The 17,856-nt window shown below is 74.1% G+C and carries 15 protein-coding genes and 1 pseudogene; 6 read left to right on the top strand and 10 right to left on the bottom strand.

Annotated elements, in window-relative coordinates; translation table 11 throughout:
* The first annotated feature begins 13 nt into the window (after window positions 1–13).
* Window positions 14–685, top strand: coding sequence for an endonuclease NucS (gene nucS, locus AB3388_RS21965; RefSeq protein WP_495407440.1), 672 nt, complete (start codon window positions 14–16; stop codon window positions 683–685).
* On the opposite strand, the gene AB3388_RS21960 is transcribed toward nucS, so the two are convergent.
* The 4 genes from AB3388_RS21960 to AB3388_RS21945 all read right to left on the bottom strand — a co-directional run bounded on the left by AB3388_RS21960 (window position 637) and on the right by AB3388_RS21945 (window position 6,061).
* The gene (locus AB3388_RS21960) at window positions 637–1,854 is read right to left on the bottom strand and encodes a M28 family metallopeptidase (protein WP_495407439.1); all 1,218 of its coding nucleotides are present in this window, start codon (window positions 1,852–1,854) and stop codon (window positions 637–639) included. The two genes, nucS and AB3388_RS21960, sit on opposite strands and share 49 nt — an antisense overlap.
* Window positions 1,855–2,175: a hypothetical protein gene (locus tag AB3388_RS21955; RefSeq protein WP_495407438.1), complete on the bottom strand. Its 321-nt coding sequence runs from the start codon at window positions 2,173–2,175 to the stop codon at window positions 1,855–1,857.
* Between the two features lie 88 nt (window positions 2,176–2,263).
* Window positions 2,264–4,429: a DUF8189 domain-containing protein gene (locus AB3388_RS21950; protein WP_495407437.1), complete on the bottom strand. Its 2,166-nt coding sequence runs from the start codon at window positions 4,427–4,429 to the stop codon at window positions 2,264–2,266.
* A 108-nt stretch (window positions 4,430–4,537) separates the two neighbouring features.
* Window positions 4,538–6,061 carry a tetratricopeptide repeat protein gene (locus tag AB3388_RS21945; RefSeq protein ID WP_495407436.1) on the bottom strand — a complete coding sequence of 508 codons (1,524 nt, stop codon included), beginning with the start codon at window positions 6,059–6,061 and terminating at the stop codon, window positions 4,538–4,540.
* Between the two features lie 206 nt (window positions 6,062–6,267).
* Here AB3388_RS21945 and AB3388_RS21940 point away from each other — a divergent pair, with 206 nt between their 5' ends.
* Together AB3388_RS21940 and AB3388_RS21935 are read left to right on the top strand one after the other, a co-directional pair.
* A complete protein-coding gene (locus tag AB3388_RS21940) occupies window positions 6,268–8,049 on the top strand; it encodes a 3-hydroxyacyl-CoA dehydrogenase family protein (RefSeq protein WP_495407435.1) in 1,782 nt (593 codons plus the stop codon).
* A gap of 4 nt (window positions 8,050–8,053) precedes the next feature.
* Window positions 8,054–8,353 (top strand): Rv1322 family protein, encoded by a 300-nt coding sequence (locus AB3388_RS21935; RefSeq protein WP_495407434.1) that lies wholly within the window; start codon window positions 8,054–8,056, stop codon window positions 8,351–8,353.
* A gap of 24 nt (window positions 8,354–8,377) precedes the next feature.
* On the opposite strand, the gene AB3388_RS21930 is transcribed toward AB3388_RS21935, so the two are convergent.
* The 4 genes from AB3388_RS21930 to mce all read right to left on the bottom strand — a co-directional run bounded on the left by AB3388_RS21930 (window position 8,378) and on the right by mce (window position 12,830).
* Window positions 8,378–9,583 (bottom strand): class F sortase, encoded by a 1,206-nt coding sequence (locus AB3388_RS21930; RefSeq protein ID WP_495407433.1) that lies wholly within the window; start codon window positions 9,581–9,583, stop codon window positions 8,378–8,380.
* 82 nt (window positions 9,584–9,665) lie between these two features.
* Window positions 9,666–10,859: a hypothetical protein gene (locus tag AB3388_RS21925; protein ID WP_495407432.1), complete on the bottom strand. Its 1,194-nt coding sequence runs from the start codon at window positions 10,857–10,859 to the stop codon at window positions 9,666–9,668.
* 99 nt (window positions 10,860–10,958) lie between these two features.
* Window positions 10,959–12,290, bottom strand: coding sequence for a crotonyl-CoA carboxylase/reductase (gene ccrA / locus AB3388_RS21920; RefSeq protein WP_495407431.1), 1,332 nt, complete (start codon window positions 12,288–12,290; stop codon window positions 10,959–10,961).
* 87 nt (window positions 12,291–12,377) lie between these two features.
* Window positions 12,378–12,830, bottom strand: coding sequence for a methylmalonyl-CoA epimerase (gene mce, locus AB3388_RS21915; protein ID WP_495407430.1), 453 nt, complete (start codon window positions 12,828–12,830; stop codon window positions 12,378–12,380).
* 183 nt (window positions 12,831–13,013) lie between these two features.
* Between mce and AB3388_RS21910 the strand changes: the two genes are divergently transcribed.
* From AB3388_RS21910 to AB3388_RS21900, 3 genes are all read left to right on the top strand, one after another.
* Window positions 13,014–14,201 carry an acetyl-CoA C-acetyltransferase gene (locus AB3388_RS21910; RefSeq protein ID WP_495407429.1) on the top strand — a complete coding sequence of 396 codons (1,188 nt, stop codon included), beginning with the start codon at window positions 13,014–13,016 and terminating at the stop codon, window positions 14,199–14,201.
* Window positions 14,202–14,274: 73 nt separating this feature from the next.
* The gene (gene meaB, locus AB3388_RS21905; RefSeq protein ID WP_495407428.1) at window positions 14,275–15,297 is read left to right on the top strand and encodes a methylmalonyl Co-A mutase-associated GTPase MeaB; all 1,023 of its coding nucleotides are present in this window, start codon (window positions 14,275–14,277) and stop codon (window positions 15,295–15,297) included.
* A gap of 36 nt (window positions 15,298–15,333) precedes the next feature.
* Window positions 15,334–16,803 (top strand): phytoene desaturase family protein, encoded by a 1,470-nt coding sequence (locus AB3388_RS21900; RefSeq protein WP_495407427.1) that lies wholly within the window; start codon window positions 15,334–15,336, stop codon window positions 16,801–16,803.
* Between the two features lie 66 nt (window positions 16,804–16,869).
* Here the strand turns inward: AB3388_RS21900 and AB3388_RS21895 are convergent, their stop codons facing one another.
* Together AB3388_RS21895 and AB3388_RS21890 are read right to left on the bottom strand one after the other, a co-directional pair.
* Complete coding sequence (locus AB3388_RS21895; protein WP_495407426.1) at window positions 16,870–17,262, bottom strand: endonuclease domain-containing protein; 393 nt, start codon at window positions 17,260–17,262, stop codon at window positions 16,870–16,872.
* 128 nt (window positions 17,263–17,390) lie between these two features.
* Window positions 17,391–17,750, bottom strand: a pseudogene (locus tag AB3388_RS21890) (hypothetical protein); the annotation flags it as partial.
* Window positions 17,751–17,856: the final 106 nt, after the last annotated feature.

The following is a 17,856-nucleotide window of genomic DNA, read 5'->3' as shown; positions in this document are numbered from 1 at the left end:
AGCGTCGGCCCCCGTGCGCCTGGTCATCGCCCGCTGCTCCGTCGACTACATCGGCCGGCTCACCGCCCATCTGCCGATGGCGACCCGGCTCCTGCTGGTGAAGGCCGACGGCTCGGTGTCCATCCACGCCGACGACCGCGCCTACAAGCCGCTGAACTGGATGAGCCCGCCGTGCTCGCTCAAGGACGAGCTGACCGACGGCACGGGCACCTGGACGGTCACCAACAAGGCCGGCGAGCAGCTGATCATCACGGTCGAGTCGGTCGAGCACGACTCCTCCCACGAGCTCGGCGTCGACCCAGGCCTGCAGAAGGACGGCGTCGAGGCCGAGCTGCAGCGGCTGCTGGCCCTGCACGTGGAGACGTTCGGGCCGGGGTGGACGCTGGTCCGCCGCGAGTACCCGACCGCGATCGGCCCGGTCGACCTGCTCTGCCGCGACGCCAGCGGCACCACGGTCGCCGTCGAGGTCAAGCGCCGCGGCGAGATCGACGGCGTCGAGCAGCTGACCCGCTACCTGGAGCTGCTCAACCGCGACCCGCTGCTCGCGCCGGTGAAGGGCGTGTTCGCCGCGCAGGAGATCAAGCCGCAGGCGCGGGTGCTGGCCACCGACCGCGGCATCGACTGCCTGACCGTCGACTACGCCGTCCTCAAGGGCACCGACGACCCCTCCGCTCGGCTGTTCTGAGCGTCGCCGACCGCCTGACCCGCCGTGCGGGTCACCGCGGCCGCCGGCTCCAGCCACCCCACGAGGGCGGCGAGGTCCATCCGCAGGATCTGCAGGGCGAACTCCGGCGTCACCGTGGCCAGGACGTCGCGCTCGCTGTGGATGTCGCCGTTGGCGCTGTCGGCCCCCTCGATGCTGAGGACGGCGGGGATCCCGGCGTCGAGGAACGGCACGTGGTCGCTGGCGAACGGGTTCAGCGACGTCTCCACGGCCAGCGAGCTGACGCTCGCCGCCGCCGTCGCCAGCTGGTTGATCATCACCGACGAGCGGGGAGCGCCCTCGAGCAGCACGGTCGGCGCGTCGGTGTTCAGCCGGCCGACCATGTCGAGGTTGAGGACGGCGCGGATCCGCGCCCGTTCGTCGTCCGGCAGCGAGTCGACGTACTGCTGGCTGCCGAACAGCCCCTCCTCCTCGCCACCGAACAGGATGACGCGCAGGTCGTGCCGCCAGGCCTCCCCGGCCAGCGCCGCCGCGATCTGGAGCACCCCGGCCGAGCCGCTGCCGTTGTCGTCGGCGCCCGGCGCGCGAGCCGACGGCCCGCCGGCGAGGTTGATGGAGTCCAGGTGCGCGGTGAGCAGGACCACCCCGCGGTTCCCCAGGCCGTCGCCCGGCCGGTCGCCGATCACGTTCCGGCTCGTGCCGGTGCCCACCGTGATGGCGGGCTGGGTCACGTCGAAGCCGAGCCCGGCCAGGCGGTCGGCGACCCACGAGGCCGCGGCGCCGAAGCCGTCGCTGAGCGAGTGCCTAGTGCCGAATCCGACGAGCTGGGTCAGGTCGGCGAGGAACTCCTCCGCCGAGAGCGTCGCCAGCAGTCCCGCGGTCAGCGGGTCCACCACGCGGGCGCGCGGGCGGGCCCGCTGGAGCACCAGGCCGTCCGCCGGCAGGACGTCCATCCGCCAGTCCCGCATCGCCAGCGTCTCCTCGGGGGGGCCCGGCTGCCAGGTGTCCGCGGACGGTGCCTCCACCACGATGTGGCGGCCGTGGTCGAACAGGACCGGCACGTCAGGGTGCTCGGCCTGGAACGACCGGCCCACCTGGGTCACGAGGACGGGCCGCGCGGCCCGTCCGGAGGCGGCCGGCCGCCACTCGAAGACCCGGTCACCGAAGCGCCAGCTGTCCGATTCGCTCATCTACGTGCTCTCCTTGCGCAGTTCGAGGCGGTCGGCGTCGACGTGGACGACCTCGAGCACCTCGGAGCCGGCGTCGGTGGAGACCTCCAGCCGCCCGGACGGCGTCGGCCGCCACTGCCCCGGCACCGGTTCGCGGGCGTCGCCGCGGCCCACCGCCCAGCGGGTGAAGCTGCCGTCCTCGGCGAACTCGATCCCGTCCCTGCCGCGCGCGCGGGGGAACCCGTAGCCGGCGGGGCGGTAGACGGCCACGTCCCCGTGGTCCTCCTCGAAGGAGTGCATCCAGCGGCCGGAGAGGGCGGCCGGGGCCGGTGGTTGGGACATCTGCCCTCCTCGTCAACTGTGGACAGGGTGTTTCCGGACACCGAACGCGGTGGCGGGAGCCGCGCCGCCCCCGCCACCGCGGAGGTGATCAGGCCCGCGCGGGGACCGGACGGTCGTCGGACGCGGCGGCCGGGAGGTCCTCCGCCGCATCCGCCGGGGCGGCCGCACGGAACGACGAGATGATCCCGCCCTGGTACTCGTAGCCGGTCAGCGACGGTCCCCAGGCCCGGCCGTCCCACCACTTGTGGTACAGCGCGCTGTCGGTGCCGGTGACGAAGACGTCGAGCCGGTTGGGGCCCCAGGCGGTGACCCGCGGCTCACCGACGATGACCCCGCCCTGGTACTCGTAGTCGGTGACCGACGGTCCCCAGGCCCGGCCGTCCCACCACTTGTGGTACAGCGCGCTGTCGGTGCCGGTGACGAAGACGTCGAGCCGGTTGGGCCCCCACGAGGCCACGGCCGGCGTGCTGGTGCAGACGCCGCCCATGTACTCGTAGCCGGTGACCGACGGTCCCCAGGCCCGGCCGTCCCACCACTTGTGGTACAGCGCGCTGTCGGTGCCGGTGACGAACAGGTCCAGCCGGTTCGGGCCCCAGGAGACCACCGTCGGCGGGCTGGTGCAGACACCGCCCAGCGATTCCCAGCCCGTCACCGACGGTCCCCAGCGGCCGTCGAACCACTTGTGCCAGACGGCGCCGTCGGTGCCGAGGACGAACAGGTCCAGCCGCCCGTTGCCCCACGACACCACGGTCGGCGGGCTCAGGCAGACGCCGCCCAGGCTCTCGTAGCCGGTGATCGACGGTCCCCAGGACCGGCCGTCCCACCACTTGTGGTAGACCGCCCGGTCGGTCCCGAGCACGAAGAGGTCGAGCCGGTTCGGCGCCCAGCTCGCCACCCGGGGCGGGCTCAGGCACACGCCGCCCATGTACTCGTAGTCGGTCAGCGACGGTCCCCAGGCCCGGCCGTCCCACCACTTGTGGTAGACCGCCCGGTCGGTGCCGATGACGAACGCGTCGAGCCGCCTCGGCCCCCAGGTGGCGACCTCGGGCGAGCTCTGGCAGACCCCGCCCTGCCGCTCGTAGCCGGTGAGGGAGGGTCCCCAGGCCCGGCCGTCCCACCACTTGTGGTACATCGCGCGGTCGGTCCCGATGACGAAGACGTCGAGCCGGTTCGGACCCCACGAGGGGACCGGCCCGGCGGGGCTCGGCCGGCCACCGGCCCGCGACACGTCCTCGCCCAGGGAGGAGCGGACGCCGTCGAGGCAGGCCTCCATGCGGGCCGCCTGGCCGTTGGTGAACATCACCATGCCGCGGTCGTCGGTGTAGTCCATGTAGTCGAAGAAGAGGTCGCCGTTCGGCCCGTTCTCGCAGGTGACGTGCGGGAACGTCGGGACGCCCATGTTGGGGCCGGCCTGGTTGGGCGTGTCGTCGACCTCGTCGGTCCCGCCGCAGCCGGTGCCGTCGTCCCCCCAGATGTGGAACAGGTTGAAGTAGTGCCCGACCTCGTGCGTCGTGGTGCGGCCGAGGTCGAACGGGGCCTGGGCCGTCCCCGTCGTCCCGAACCCGGTGTAGGTGATCACCACGCCGTCGGTCTCGGCCGGGCCGCCCGGGAACTGCGCGTAGCCGAGCAGACCGCCGCTGTCGAGCGGGCAGACCCAGATGTTGAGGTAGCGGTCCGCGGGCCAGGCGTCCTCGCCACCGGTCGAGCTCCGCTTGACCTTGTCGTCATCGCTGAACGCCGTCTCCGACGTCTGCGTCCGGGTGATGCCCGTCGTCGGATTGCCGTCCGGGTCGGTCGTCGCGAGGAAGAACTCCATCCGGCTGTCGGCGATCAGGCTCGAGAACGCCGGCGGCACGATCGACACGTCGGAGTTCGTGGCCCGGAAGTCCCTGTTGAGGACGTCGATCTGGCTGGTGACCTGCTCGTCGGGGATGTTCTGGTCGTCGGTGTTGTAGACCACGTGGACGACGACCGGGATGTGCACGACCCCCGGGAACCGTTCCTCCCCGCGGGCACGAGCGGCGAGGAGCGCGCGGGTCCGCGTCTCGATCCGGGACCTCGCCTCGCGGTACTCCTCCGAGCTGTTGAGCAGCCGCCGGTGGACCTCCTGCGCGCTGCAGCGGCGGCGGCGTGGCGTCTGGTCCTGGCCGCCCGGGCGGCCGCCCATGGCGTTGCCCCCGGCCGTCGCGCCCCGGTCCATCGCGTTGCCCGGCATGCCGCTGCTCGATGCGGAACCCATGCTGCTCTCGGCCATCTGACGTTCCCCCTCCGGTCGCTCGCGGAGGTCCAGGGTCCGCCGCGGGCCGGGGCGAGGGCATCAGGCAAACTACCTAGACCGCCCAGTTCCCTCGCTGGCGACGGCTCAGCCCAGGACCCCCAGCCGGTGCGCGGTGGCCGCCGCCGCGGTGCGGCTGCGCGCGCCGAGCTTGCTGAGGATGCTCGAGACGTGGACGCTCGCGGTCTTCTCGCTGATCATCAGCCCCGCGGCGATCTGCCGGTTGCTCGCGCCCGAGGCCACCAGCGACAGCACCTCGCGCTCCCGGGGGGTGAGCGTCGAGGTCGCGGGGTGCCGGAGGCGCTCGACGAGGTCCAGCCGGGTGGGGGGCGGCGCGGCGCCGTCCTCGGCCGGGCCGAGCGCGACGACGGCGGCGCCCAGGGTGCGCAGCGCCCGGTCCTCCTCCTCGGCCGCGCCGGTGCGCCGGGCGGTGGCGACCGCCGTCAGGGCCTGCAGGTGCGCCTCGCGGTAGCGGCCGGCGGACGCGAGCACGCGCGCGCGGCCGGCCTGCACCGCCGCGGTGAGCTCGGCCTCCGGTAGCTCCGGCAGCAGGAGCTGGGCGCTCTCGTACGTCGCGAGCGCCTCCTCGACCCGGCCGGCGTCGGCGAGGTGGCGGGCGAGCTGCTCCACCAGCCGGCAGCGGTTCTCCACGTCCGGCGCACCGGCCGCGGCCTGCCGCAGCAGCGCCGCCGCGCGGTGCGGGCGGCCGGCGCGGGCGCAGGCCAGCGCGGCCTCGCGCACCAGTGCCAGCCGGTCGAGGCCCGGGAGCGCGACGGCGGTGCCCAGCCGGTCCCAGAGCGCCAGGGCCCACTCGAGGTGCGCGCTGCTCTCCCGGGGGCAGGCCCGGCGGAGCGCCTCCCGTCCGGCCGACGCGGAGGCCGCGATCGCCGCGGCGGTCGGCGATCCGCGCGCCGGCCACGCCGCGAGGAGGGCCAGGGCCGCGGCCGGATTCCCCTCGGACCGCCGGCGCACGACCTCCGCCGTGTCCGGGTCGACCGGACCGCCGGCCGCGCCGGCGAGCACGGAGGTGACGTCGGCCGGGCTCAGCGGCGGCAGCTCGACCTCGACCACGCGTCCGGCCCGCGCGAGCCGGAGGAGCCACGGGCCCAGGCCGGCCGCGTCGTCGGTGCCGCAGCAGCGTCGGGTGACCACCAGCAGCGTGCGCGTCGCCTGCAGGTGGCAGGCCAGGAAGCCGAGCAGGTCGAGCGTGCACCGGTCGGCGAGGTGCACGTCGTCCAGGGCCAGGACGACGGGGCGGGTCCGGCCGAGGTCGGTCAGCGCCGCGGCGACCTGTGAGAACAGCCGGCGCCGGGATCCGGGCGCCGGCGGTGTGCACAGCCGCGCCGCCGGGGAGCCGGCCAGGGCCCGCTGCAGCGGCGCGAGGGGGAGCCGGGGCCCGGCCTCCGGCGGGCAGGTCCCCGAGAGGACGAGTGTGTCCTCCGGCAGGCCGGCGAGGAACTCGCGGAGAAGCCGGCTGCGGCCGCTGCCCGGCTCGCCGCTGACGGCCACGGTCCCCGGGACGGCGGCCCGTGCGGCCGCGTAGCGGTCCCGGAGCACGGCGAGCTCCCGGTCGCGGCCGGCGAGGGGCGGGTTCAGGGCGTCCTCGGCCACGCGGAGAGGCTAGGGGCGGTGCCGGATCCCCGGGACCGGGCCGATCACGGGCACCCGGCCCCCGGCGGGCCGGTCGCGGTGGGTGATCACGAGCCGACCCAGCGGACCGGGTCGTCCGCCCGGTTACCGGCGGGTAGCCCGCGGGGGACGACGATGGCGGGGGGTGAGACACTTCCCGCGATCCGCACGGCAGGAGGGTTGGCAGCGTGGCCAGAGAACTGACCGAGGTCGGCGTCGTCGGGCTGGGCACCATGGGTGCCGGCATCACGGAGGTGCTCGCCCGCGCGGGCCTGTCGGTGACCGCCGTCGAGGTGAACGACGAGGCGCTGGCCCGCGGCCGCGCGCACCTCGAGCACTCCACCGACCGGGCGCTGAAGCGGGGCAAGCTCGACCAGGCCGAGCGGGACGCGATCTTCGACCGGATCCGGTTCACCACCGCGCTCGAGGACCTCGCCCAGGCCGAGCTGGTCATCGAGGCCGTGCCGGAGCGCATGGAGCTCAAGACCGAGATCTTCTCGGCGCTGGACAAGATCTGCCCGCCGGACACCATCCTCGCGACCAACACCTCGAGCCTGTCGGTCACCGAGCTGTCGGTGGCCACCGGCCGGCCGAGCAAGGTCATCGGGATGCACTTCTTCAACCCGGCGCCGGTCATGAAGCTGGTCGAGGTCGTGCGGACGGTCGTCACCGACCCGGCGGTCATCGAGGACGTCGAGGCGCTGGCCGAGCGGCTGGGCAAGGTCGACGTGACCATCGGCGACAAGGCCGGGTTCATCGCCAACGCCCTGCTGTTCGGCTACCTCAACCACGCCGTCTCGATGTACGAGAACCGCTACGCCAGCCGTGAGGACATCGACGCGGCCATGCGCCTGGGCTGTGGGCTGCCCATGGGCCCGCTCGCGCTCATGGACCTCATCGGCATCGACACCGCCTACGAGATCCTCGACACGATGTACAAGCAGTCGCGCAACCGGCTGCACGCGCCCACCCCGATCATCAAGCAGATGATGACCGCGGGCCTGCTCGGCCGGAAGTCCGGCCGCGGCTTCTACACCTACGCCGAGCGGGACTCCGCCCAGGTCGTGCCCGACGCGCTCACCCCCGCCGAGGGCGGCGCGGTCGAGGGCGCCCGGCCGGTGTCCAAGGTCGGCGTCGTCGGCTCCGGGACCATGGCCACCGGGATCATCGAGGTCGTCGCCAAGGGCGGCTACGACGTCACCTTCGTGGCCCGCAGCGCCGACAAGGTCGAGGCGGTGCAGACGGTGCTGGCCAGGTCGCTCGACAAGCAGGTCGTGCGCGGCCGGCTGGAGGAGCCGGCCCGGGACGCGATCCTCGGCCGGATCACCGGGACGACGTCCCTGGACGACCTCGCCGACGTGGACCTGGTGATCGAGGCGGTCGTCGAGAACCTCGCGGTGAAGCAGGCGCTGTTCGCCAACCTGGGCGAGATCTGCAAGCCCGGCGCGGTCCTGGCGACCACCACCTCGAGCCTGCCTGTCATCGAGTGCGCCAAGGCCAGCGAGCGGCCGGCCGACGTCGTCGGCCTGCACTTCTTCAACCCCGCGCAGGTCATGAAGCTGGTCGAGGTGGTCTCCACCATCGCCACCGCGCCGGACGTCGCCGCCACGGCGCACGCGGTCTGCCAGCAGCTGGGCAAGCACGCGGTGTCCTGCACCGACCGGGCCGGGTTCATCGTCAACGCGCTGCTGTTCCCCTACCTCAACGACGCGGTGAAGATGCTGGAGGCGCACTACGCGACCTCCGACGACATCGACGCGGCGATGAAGGTCGGCTGCGGCTACCCGATGGGGCCCTTCGAGCTGCTGGACGTCGTCGGGCTCGACGTCTCCCTGGCCATCGAGCGGGAGCTGTACGTCGAGTTCCGCGAGCCCGGCTTCGCCCCGGCGCCGCTGCTGGAGCACCTGGTCACCGCGGGCTACCTCGGCCGCAAGACCGGCCGCGGCTTCCGGGACTACGCGAGCCGCTGACCCGGTGCCGCGGCGCAGGAGGAGCGGCCCGCCGGCGCGCCGCCCGGCGGCGCCGCGGGCCGAGACGGTCGAGGAGGGGCCGGACGGCGACTGGGTCGTCCGGTCGCTGACCGGCTCGGCGTCCACCAAGCCCTACCGCTGCCCGGGGTGCGACCAGGAGATCCGGCCGGCGACGCCGCACGTCGTCGTCTGGCCCGCCTACGCCCGCGACTCCGACCTCGATCCCTGGGACACCGACTCGGCGTCCGACCGGCGCCGGCACTGGCACACCGCCTGCTGGCGGGCCCGGGGCCGGCGCCGCTGAGGGACTTTCGGCGCCGAAAGTCCCTCAGGCGAGGCGGGCCCAGACCACCACGTTGTCGAGGTAGCTGCGCCGGCTCCGGTCGAAGGCGCCGCCGCAGGTGATCAGCCGGAGCTCGGCGCCCGGCGTCGGGCCGTAGACCTCGGCGGTCGGGAACGCGGTCTTGGGGTAGCGGGCGACGCGGGTGACGGTGAAGCGCGCCGTCGTCCCGTCGGCCCGCTGCACCCGCACCTCGTCGCCGGGCGCCAGCTCCGCCAGCCGGAAGAACACCCCCGGGCCGCGGAAGGAGTCGACGTGGCCCGCCAGCACGGCCGGGCCGACGTCACCGGGCACCGGGCCGGCGGCGAACCAGCCGGCCCGCGCCGGATCGTCCGGTGGCACCAGCACGCCCGCGGCGTCGACCGCGAGCGGCGGCAGCGGGCCGTCGACGCCGATCGCCGGGACCTGCAGGCGCAGCGCAGCCGGGGCCGGCACCAGCGAGGCCAGGAGGGACCGCAGGAAGCCCGGGAGTGAACCGCCGCCGGCCGGCACCCCACCCACGGGGACGACGTCGGCGGCGCCCACGGCGTCCCGCACCGGCCGCACCTCGAGCCCGCCCTCCTCGCGGTCCAGCACCAGCAGGCTGTGGACCGAGCCCGCCTCCAGCGTCACGGGGACCACCGTCGGGCGGCCGCCGTCGGGGGTGAGGCGCAGCGCAGGGCGCCCGGCGGGGACGTCGACGTAGCCGCCGGCGGCGCCGAACGCCAGATCCGTCGCCAGCGGTGCCCCGGCAGCGTCGACGTCCACGCGGGGGGCGCCGGCGGCGGCGGCGATCACCCGGACGCGCGCGGAGCCGGGCGCCGGCGCGGCGAGGTCGTCGTCGAGGACCGCCAGGGCCAGGTCGGCGAAGGAGCCCACCGCGGCGACCGTCCGGGCCGAGCCCGGGCGCACGTCGACGGTGGTGGAGAGCACCGGTGGGCCGGCCGGGTCGGCGCCGGCGGCGCGCAGGCTGACCGCGTACGTGCCGGCCGGCAGCTCCCGGTAGGCGGAGACCGCGCCGTAGCCGAGCCCGGGCTCGGTCGCGCTCCCGCCCGGGCCGGCGAGACCGGTGACGGCGACGTCGACGGCGGGGGAGTCGGGGGACAGGTGCGCCACCCGCAGCCGCCCGGTCTCCGCGGCTGCGGCCGGCGGTGCCGGCCAGACGAGCGCCGCTGCCACCCCGAGGACGGACAGGGCGGAGATCAGCCGCCGCACGAGCCCTTGTCTACCGGGCGCGCGCTGCGGAAACGGGACCGGCCCCCCGCGACGGGGTCGCGGGGGGCCGGGAGGCCGGGCGTTACCGCCGGTTCTGCGGCGGGGAGTCGATGACCTGGGTGGGCGGGCCCTGCACGGGGCTCGCGCTGGAGCCGCCACCGGACGGGGCCGGGGACGGCGACGGCCGCGGCGGCACGGGCATCCGGGCGCCGCTGGCCGCGGGCTCGGGCCGCCGCTCGGCCGGGCCGGTGGGCTGGTCGGCGGTCACGGCGGGCTGCACCGCGGTGGGCGGCCCGGACGGGCGGGCCGCCGGGGTCTCCTGCCGGATCGGCTGGCGGGCCGCCGCGGACTCGCCCTCCGCCGTGCGGACGGTGAGCTGGTTGGTCTGGGGCCCGGTGGTCTGGGGCGCCGTCTGCGGGCCGCCGGTCTCCGGGCGACGCTCCTCGGCCGCGGACCGGTCGGTGCCGGTCTGGGGGCGGTCACCGAGGTCGGGCAGCGAGCTGAGCAGCTGGCGGGCCTGCAGCAGCCGGGAGGTGAGCTCGTCGCGGACCTCGCGGATCGCTGCCGCCTTGGCCTCGGCTTCGGCGACGATCTGGGCGGCGTGCTGCTCGGCGGTGGCGACCCGCTGGCGGGCGGCCTGGGTCGAGACGCGCTCGCGCTCCTCGTCCTGGCGGGCGGCCTCCGCCCGCTTGGCGCGCATGGCGATCTCGAAGTCCTCCTCGGCCTTGGCGCGGCGGGCCTGGGACTCGGCGTCGAGCCGGGCCACCCGCTCCTGGGCCTTCTGCACCAGCTCGTCGGCGCGGATCTGCGCCTTGCTGGCGATCTGCTCGGCGTTCTGCCGGGCCTCGGCGATCATCCGTTCGACCTCGGCCTGGCCGGCCGCGTGCCGCTCGTGCATGGCACGCTCCTCGGCCGCGGTCTGCTCGCGGACCGCCTGGGCCTCCTGCTCGGCGATCCGCCGGATGTCGGCGGCCTCCTCCTCGGCCAGCCGGAGCATGTGCGAGATGCGCTCGCTCATGTTCTCGAAGGTCGGCGCGGCGGCGGTCGCGGCCTTGCGGCGCAGCGACTCGATCTCCCCGTGCATCGCCGACAGCTGGCCGGCCAGGTCGGCGGAGCGGGCGACCGCGGCGTCCCGGTCGGCCAGCGCGATCCGGAAGTCCGCCTCGAGGCGCTCGATGGTCTCGGCGACCTGGTTGCGGTCGTAACCCCGCAGCACCACGTCGAACGAGTGCTGAGCCTCGTGCATCGGCATCATGTCGCGGTGCGGGTCGCTCATGCGGGCCATCCTCTCAGACCTTCCGCTCGCGCACGGCGTGTCGGGTGGCGTGGCGGCGCGGTTCCCGGCTACTTCCCAGAAACCGCGCCGCGACCCCTGCTAGACCCCGCGGAAGCGGTTGATCTGCGTCTCGAACCGGGCGCGCTTCTCGCGGTCGCGCACGCCGAGGCCCTCCTCGGGCGCGAGGGTCAGGACGCCGACCTTGCCCTGGTGGGTGTTGTTCTTGACGTCGCAGGCGGCCTGGCCGACGTCGGCCATCGGGTAGGTCCGCGACAGGGTGGGGTGGATCAGGCCCTTGTCGATGAGCCGGTTGGCCTCCCACGCCTCGCGGTAGTTGGCGAAGTGGCTGCCGATGATCCGCTTGAGGTTCATCCACAGGTAGCGGTTGTCGTACTGGTGCAGATAGCCGCTGGTCGAGGCGCAGGTGACGATCGTGCCGCCCTTCTTGGCCACGTACACGCTGGCGCCGAAGGTCTCCCTCCCCGGGTGCTCGAAGACGATGTCGACGTCGTCGCCGCCGGTCAGCTGCCGGATCCGCTTGCCCAGGCGCTGCCACTCCTTGGGGTCCTGGGTGTCCTCGTCCTTCCAGAACTTGTAGCCCTCGGCGGTGCGGTCGATGACCAGCTCGGCGCCCATCCGGTGGCAGATCTCGGCCTTCTCCGGGCTGGACACGACGCAGACCGGGATCGCGCCGCCGTTGAGGGCCATCTGGGTCGCATACGAGCCCAGCCCGCCCGACGCGCCCCAGATCAGCACGACGTCGCCCTGCTTCATGTTCGCGCCGTTGTGCGAGACCAGCTGCCGGTAGGCGGTGGAGTTGACCAGCCCCGGGGCGGCGGCCTCCTCCCAGGTCAGGTGGGCCGGCTTGGGCATCAGCTGGTTGGTCTTGACCAGCGCCAGCTCGGCCAGCCCGCCGAAGTTGGTCTCGAAGCCCCAGATCCGCTGCTGCGGGTCGAGCATGGTGTCGTCGTGCCCGGCGGCGTCCTCCAGCTCCACCGACAGGCAGTGCGCCACCACCTCGTCGCCGGGCTTCCACTTGGACACGCCCGGCCCGGTGCGCAGCACCACGCCGGCCAGGTCCGAGCCGACCACGTGGTAGGGCAGGTCGTGCCGCTTGGACAGGTCGTTGAGCCGGCCGTAGCGCTCGAGGAACCCGAAGGTCGACACCGGCTCGAAGATCGACGTCCAGACGGTGTTGTAGTTCACCGACGACGCCATCACCGCCACGATCGCCTCACCCGGCCCCAGCTCGGGGGTCGGCACCTCCTCGACGTGCAGCGACTTGCGCGGGTCCTTGTCCTTGGTGGCCAGGCCCTCGAACATGTCCTGCTCGTCCTTGCGGACCAGCACCGCGCGGTAGGACTCCGGCACCGGCAGCCCGGCCACGGCGTCCAGCTGATCGGCGAGGATCGCGTCCCTGATCTCGTTCACTAGCGTCTCCCGGGTCTTCATTGGCTCGGAGGCGGTGGGATGCTGCTGGAGGTTACCGGCCGGTAACCGGTACCGCGAGTCCGCGGTTCAGTGCGCCGTCGCGGCCGGCTGGACGAGCTCGACGAGCACGCCGCCGGCGTCCTTGGGGTGCACGAAGTTGACCCGGCTGTCGGAGGTGCCGCGCTTGGGGGCGTCGTAGAGCAGCCGCAGCCCGCGCTCCCGGAGGGTGGCGCTGACCGCCTCGACGTCGTCCACCCGGAAGGCGAGCTGTTGCAGGCCCGGTCCGGAGCGGCCGATGAACTTGGCGATCGTCGATTCCGGCGTCAGCGGCGCCAGCAGCTGGATGCGGGTCTGGCCGTCGCCGACGGCCAGCATCGCCTCGCGGACGCCCTGCTCCTCGTTGGTCTCCTCGTGCACCGACCGCACGCCGAAGGCCTGCGCGTAGAAGGCGATCGCCTCGTCCAGGTCGGGGACGGCGATGCCGACGTGGTCGATCGTCGTGAACAGCTCACGGGGAAAGCTCTGCGCGTCGTCGGGCATGGCGCAGAGCATGCCGCTGCGGCTGCCCGAGCGGCGCGCCGGGGTGGCGTATATCACGTCGGCGGTCGCGACGGGCGTGGTGGCCGATCCGCCGTCCTATCCTGGGCGGCAGCCCGACGCACCGCACGGTGCGCCCCGAAACTCAGGCCGCCAACGACGGCGGCCCGGCACTGGAGGCCTCGCATGCCCCGATCGGTCATCGTCAGCGGCGCCCGCACCCCGATGGGGCGGCTGCTCGGCTCGCTCAAGGACTTCTCCGCCGCCGACCTCGGCGGCGTCGCGATCAAGGCCGCGCTGGAGCGGGCCGGCATCTCCGGCGACCAGGTCGACTACGTGATCATGGGCCAGGTCCTCCAGGCCGGCGCCGGGCAGAACCCGGCCCGTCCGGCCGCGGTGGCCGCCGGCATCCCGATGTCGGTGCCCTCGTTCACGCTCAACAAGGTCTGCCTCTCCGGCATCGACGCGATCGCCCTGGCCGACCAGCTCATCCGCGCCGGTGAGTTCGAGGTCGTCGTCGCCGGCGGCATGGAGTCGATGACCCAGGCCCCGCACATGCTGCTGAACTCCCGGGTCGGCACCAAGTACGGCGACACCACGCTGGTCGACGCGATGGCGCACGACGGGCTGTCGGACACCTTCGACCAGATCGCCATGGGGGCGCTGACCGAGCGGGCCAACGAGACCTACCAGCTGACCCGCGAGGAGCAGGACGCCTTCGCCGCCGCGTCGCACCAGCGCGCCGCCACGGCCGCGAAGAACGGGCTGTTCGACGACGAGGTCACGCCGGTGCTCATCCCGCAGCGCAAGGGCGACCCGATCGAGTTCCGCGAGGACGAGGGCATCCGCGCCGACACCACGGTCGAGAGCCTGGCCAAGCTGAAGCCGGCCTTCGCCAAGGACGGCACGATCACCGCCGGCACCGCGTCGCAGATCTCCGACGGCGCCTGCGCGGTCGTGGTCATGAGCGCGGAGAAGGCCGCCGAGCTGGGCCTCACCCCGCTGGCCGAGATCGGCGCGCACGGCGTCGTCGCCGGCCCGGACGCGACCCTGCAGACCCAGCCGTCGCGCGCCATCGCCAAGGCGTGCGAGCGCGAGGGCGTCGACCCCAAGGACCTCGACCTGGTCGAGATCAACGAGGCCTTCGCCGCGGTCGGCATCGTCTCCACCCGCGAGCTCGGCCTCGACCCGGAGAAGGTCAACGTCAACGGCGGCGCCATCGCCCTCGGTCACCCGATCGGCATGAGCGGGGCGCGCATCGTGCTGCACCTCGCGCTCGAGCTCGGCCGCCGCGGCGGCGGCGTGGGCGCCGCGGCGCTGTGCGGCGGCGGCGGCCAGGGCGACGCGCTGATCGTCCACGTGCCTGCTCGGTGAACGAGCGTGCGAGTTCACGGTTAGCAGAGCGAGCGCCGCGAACTCGCCCGACGAGCGCCAGCGAGGCGGGCGTGTGAGCGAGGGGACCGCGGTCCAGACGCCGGATCCCGCCGCCCCGACCGGGCGGCGGGGCCGGCGCAAGGTCGACGTCCCGGATCTCGTCTCGCGCGCCCGGGAGGGTGATGCACGGGCGGTGGCGCGGCTGATCTCGCTGGTCGAGGACGCCAGTCCCGCGCTGCGCGAGGTCGCCGCCGCGCTCGGCCCGCACACCGGGACGGCGCAGGTCCTCGGCCTGACCGGCTCACCCGGTGTCGGCAAGTCGACGACGACGACGGCGCTCGTGCGGGCCTTCCGGCAGCAGGGCAAGCGGGTCGGCGTGCTCGCGGTCGACCCGTCGTCCCCGTTCTCGGGCGGGGCGCTGCTCGGTGACCGTGTCCGCATGCAGGACCACGCGGGGGACAGCGGGGTCTACATCCGGTCGATGGCCTCGCGCGGGCACCTCGGCGGCTTGGCGTGGGCGACCCCGCAGGCGCTGCGCGTGCTCGATGCCGCGGGCTGCGACGTGGTGCTGATCGAGACGGTCGGCGTCGGCCAGTCCGAGCTGGAGATCGCCTCGCTGGCCGACACGACCCTGGTGCTGCTGGCGCCCGGCATGGGGGACGGCATCCAGGCGGCGAAGGCCGGGATCCTCGAGGTGGCCGACATCTTCGTGGTCAACAAGGCCGACCGGGACGGCGCCGACCAGACGGTGCGCGACCTGCGCTACATGCTCTCGCTCGGAGGCCGGCACTCCGAGGCCGGTCACTGGCGCCCGCCGATCGTCAAGACCGTCGCCGCCCGGGAGACCGACAACGGCGTCGACGAGGTGGTGGCCAAGGTCGAGGCGCACCGCGAGTGGCTGGAGTCCTCCGGCGAGGGGCACCGGCGGCGCAGCGAGCGGGCCGCCCGCGAGATCGAGGCGATCGCGCTGGCCGGCCTGCGCGAGCGCATGGGCGACGTGCACGGCTCCGCGGCGCTCGGCTCGCTGGCGGACAAGGTCGTCACCGGTCAGACCGACCCGTACTCGGCGGCCGACGAGCTGCTCGCCCAGCTCTGACGGGCGGCCGCGGCCCCGCGCGGCGACGATGGGCTGGTGAACGGTAAGCCGGACGCCGTCGTCGTCGGGGCGGGACCCAACGGACTGGCCGCCGCGCTGCGGCTGGCCGCCGCGGGCCTGCGGGTGCAGGTGGTGGAGGCCGGCGCCCGCCCGGGCGGCGGGATGCGCACCGAGGAGCTCATGCGCCCCGGCTACCACCACGACGTCTGCTCGATCGTGCAGCCGATGGCCGCGGCGGCCCCGTTCTTCCGCGAGTTCGACCCGGAGAGCCGCGGCGTCCGGCTCGTGCACCCGGAGATCAACTTCGCGCACCCGCTGGACGGCGGGCGGGCGTCGCTGTCCCGCCGCTCGCTGGAGGAGACCGCCGCGGGTCTCGGTCCGGACGCGGCGGCCTACCGGCGGCTGTTCGGGCCGATGGTCGAGCACGGCACCGACGTCGTCGACTTCTTCCTCACCAGCCGGCTGCGGTCGCTGCCCACCCGGTCCCCGCTGCAGATCGCGCACTTCGGGCTCAACGGGCTGCCGAACGTGCGCTGGCTGGCGCACCGGTACTTCGAGACCGACGGCGCGCAGGCGCTGCTGGCCGGCGCCGCGGCGCACGGCATGCTCGACCTGACCCAGCCGCTCACCTCGGCGCTGGGGATGCTGCTCACGATGCTGTCGCACCACGCCGGCTGGCCGTTGATCGAGGGCGGCTCGCAGAAGCTGGCCGACGCGATGGTCACCGCGCTCGAGGAGCAGGGCGGCGAGGTGGTGACCGGCCACCTCGTCACCGACCTGAGGGAGTTCGAGGGCGTTCCCGCCGTGCTGCTCGACACCACTCCCGAGGCCTTCGTCGCGATGGCCGGTGACCGGGTGAACGAGGGCTACCGCCGCTGGGTGTCGCGGTACCACCACGGCGCCGGCGTCTTCAAGATCGACTGGATCCTGTCGGAGCCCGTGCCCTGGACCAACCCGGACGTCCGGCGGGCGGGGACCCTCCACCTGGCCGGCACTCTCGACGAGACGATCGCGGGGGAGCGGGCCCCGAACGAGGGGCGGCTGACCGACCGGCCCTACGTGCTGGCGGTGCAGCCGACCGTGCCCGACCCCACGCGGGCGCCCGCGGGCGGGCACATCTTCTGGGCCTACGTGCACGTGCCGCACGGCTCGGACGTCGACATGACCGAAGCGATCGAGAACCAGGTGGAGCGGTTCGCGCCGGGGTTCCGGGACACCGTCGTCGAGCGGTACACCAAGACCGCCGTCGAGATGGAGAAGTGGAACCCGAGCTACCTCGGCGGGGACATCTCCAACGGCCAGGCGACGCTGCGCCAGATGCTCGCCCGCCCGGTGCCGCGGTGGAACACCTACAAGACCCCGGTGGAGGGCGTGTACCTCGCGTCGGCCGCGACCCCGCCCGGACCCGCCGTGCACGGCGCCTGCGGCGACAACGCGGCCCGGGTGGCGCTGCGCGAGGTGTTCGGCGTCCGTCGCGTGCCGCCGCTTCGCCCCGCGCTGGGTTGAGTTGTCCGCCGCGTTTGTCGGCACGCCGTGGTCTCGGCGTCGTCCGAGGCCACGGTCTGCCGACACTCAGCGGGCGCGAGCCAGCGTGCTGGCGACCCGCGCGGTGAGGCGCTCCGGATCGTCGAGATCTTCGGCGGTGACGAACACGACGGTCCACCCCGCGGCAGTGAGCCGGTTGAGCCGTCGCCGATCGCGCGCGACGTTCTGGCGCTCACCGTGCCATTGGCCCTCGTATTCCAGGGCGACCTTCACCTCGGGCCAGGCGAAGTCGACCCTCGCCACGAATCCGTCGGCGTCCCGGACGACGTGCTGCGCAACCGGCGCGGGGAGCCGTGACCGGCGCAGCAGCAAGCGCAGCCTCGTCTCCTGCGGTGATGCCGCCAGCCCGTCGGCCAGCGCGACTGCCGCCCTCGCGCGGCGGCTCCCGGGCCCGGACGCCTCGTTCGCGGCGCGCTGCACGGTTGCAAGGTCGACCACCCCGTGGCGATCAGGCGGTCGATGAGGATGACGGCGTCGTCCTGGCCGGCCCCGCGGGCGATGTCCACGGCCGTGGCTGCGGGTTTCGTGACCGGGACACCTCGTCGCAGGGTGATCGTGTCCGTGGCCAGGTCCCGGCGCCGCACACGGACGCCGCGCACCGCGGTGATCCTCCGGCCGAGCGGCACCGTGAGCTCGACGTCGTCCTCGGCACTCGCGGCATCGACGCCCCAGAGCACGGCCGCGCTCCGGCCGGTGACGACCGAGCCCGGCAGCAACGTACCGGCGGCCGCCACCGCACGCGTGGCGTGCGTCGCGGGCACGCAGGCGCAGACGTAGACGTCGTGGAAGAGCCGGCGCCAGGCGCTGCTGCGCAACTCGTTCCGGGTGAGCCGCCCGGCGGCGACCACAGCAGACCCACGGAACACCTTCCGATGCAGTTCGGCGGGACGTCGGGCGGCAACGGGCATCGCGGCAGCCTGCCGTGTCCGCGTGTCTTCGCGCCGACGGCGTCCACAGGACGTCGGCGATTGTCGGCACTGCGTGGCTTCGAACCCTGGGGAGGTCACGGTCTGT

The organism is Geodermatophilus sp. SMS 5-13 (genome assembly GCF_059428245.1).
Note: the sequence above shows the minus strand (reverse complement) of the source record. Positions and strands in the feature narration are given on the sequence as shown.